Raw genomic sequence first — 1,933 nt, forward strand, 5'->3', positions numbered from 1 at the left:
GCAGCGATGAAGCAGTATGAAGCAGACCTTGCAGCTATTAAGAAAGCTAAAGAGGATAATGATGCTGATTATCAAGCAAAATTAGCAGCTTACCAGACAGAATTAGCTCGAGTACAAAAAGCTAATGCGGAAGCTAAAGAGGCTTATGATAAAGCAGTAAAAGAAAACACAGCTAAAAACGAAGCGCTTAAAGCTGAAAATGAAGCGATTAAACAGCGTAATGAAACTGCAAAAGCGAATTATGAAGCAGCGATGAAGCAGTATGAAGCAGACCTTGCAGCTATTAAGAAAGCTAAAGAGGATAATGATGCTGATTATCAAGCAAAATTAGCAGCTTACCAGACAGAATTAGCTCGAGTACAAAAAGCTAATGCGGAAGCTAAAGCAGCCTATGAAAAAGCTGTTGAAGAAAACACAGCTAAAAATACAGCCATTCAAGCTGAAAATGAGGCGATTAAGCAACGTAACGCCACTGCAAAATCGACTTATGACGCAGCGGTGAAGAAATACGAAGCAGATTTGGCGGCAGTTAAGCGAGCAAATGCTACCAATGAAGCAGACTACCAAGCTAAGCTAGCCGAATACCAGACGGAATTAGCTCGCGTTCAAAAAGCTAATGCCGATGCAAAAGCAACTTACGAGAAGGCAGTTGAAGACAACAAGGCAAAAAATGCAGCGCTCCAAGCTGAAAATGACGAAATCAAGCAACGCAATGCCGCCGCAAAAGCTGAATACGAAGCTAAAGTTGCTAAATATGAAGCAGATCTTGCCAAATATAAGAAAGAGTTCGCAGCTTATACTGCAGCACTCGCAGAAGCGGAGAGTAAAAAGAAACAAGATGGTTATCTTTCAGAACCAAGATCACAATCGTTGAACTTTAAATCAGAACCAAATGCAATACGAACAATTGATTCATCTGTACATCAATATGGGCAGCAGGAATTGGATGCTTTGGTAAAATCATGGGGGATTTCGCCAACAAATCCTGATAGGAAAAAATCTACAGCATATTCATATTTCAATGCAATCAATTCGAATAACACTTATGCAAAGCTTGTATTAGAAAAGGATAAACCAGTCGATGTTACCTATACTGGTCTAAAAAATTCAAGTTTTAATGGTAAGAAAATTTCAAAAGTAGTTTACACTTACACATTAAAAGAAACAGGTTTTAACGATGGAACCAAAATGACTATGTTTGCCTCGAGTGATCCAACTGTGACAGCATGGTATAATGATTATTTTACTTCTACAAACATTAATGTAAAAGTCAAGTTTTATGATGAAGAAGGTCAACTTATGAATCTCACAGGAGGATTAGTTAATTTTTCATCTCTAAATAGAGGTAACGGTAGTGGGGCAATTGATAAAGATGCAATTGAAAGTGTTAGAAACTTTAACGGTCGATATATTCCAATTTCTGGTTCATCTATCAAGATTCATGAAAATAACTCTGCTTATGCAGATTCATCAAATGCAGAAAAATCGCTAGGCGCTCGTTGGAATACATCGGAATGGGATACAACCTCTAGTCCAAATAATTGGTACGGAGCTATTGTCGGTGAAATAACTCAATCGGAGATTAGCTTTAATATGGCTTCTTCTAAAAGTGGAAATATTTGGTTTGCTTTCAATTCAAACATTAATGCAATTGGGGTTCCGACGAAACCTGTTGCACCAACAGCTCCAACTCAACCAATGTATGAGACAGAGAAACCATTGGAACCAGCTCCAGTAGCACCAAACTACGAAAATGAGCCAACTCCACCGGTAAAAACTCCAGATCAACCGGAGCCGTCAAAACCGGAAGAGCCAACATATGAGACAGAGAAGCCATTGGAGCCAGCACCAGTAGCACCAAACTACGAAAATGAGCCAACTCCACCGGTAAAAACTCCAGATCAACCGGAGCCATCAAAACCAGAAGAGCCAA

Annotated in this window: 1 protein-coding gene; it reads left to right on the forward strand. The window is 39.3% G+C overall.

From position 1 onward, the window contains the following. Positions 1-1,933: GbpC/Spa domain-containing protein (locus M1F65_RS09935; protein ID WP_282184216.1), on the forward strand; the 1,933-nt coding region annotated here is incomplete at both ends.

This window comes from Streptococcus oralis, assembly GCF_023109195.1.
In the GTDB taxonomy this organism is placed as follows: domain Bacteria; phylum Bacillota; class Bacilli; order Lactobacillales; family Streptococcaceae; genus Streptococcus; species Streptococcus oralis_BV.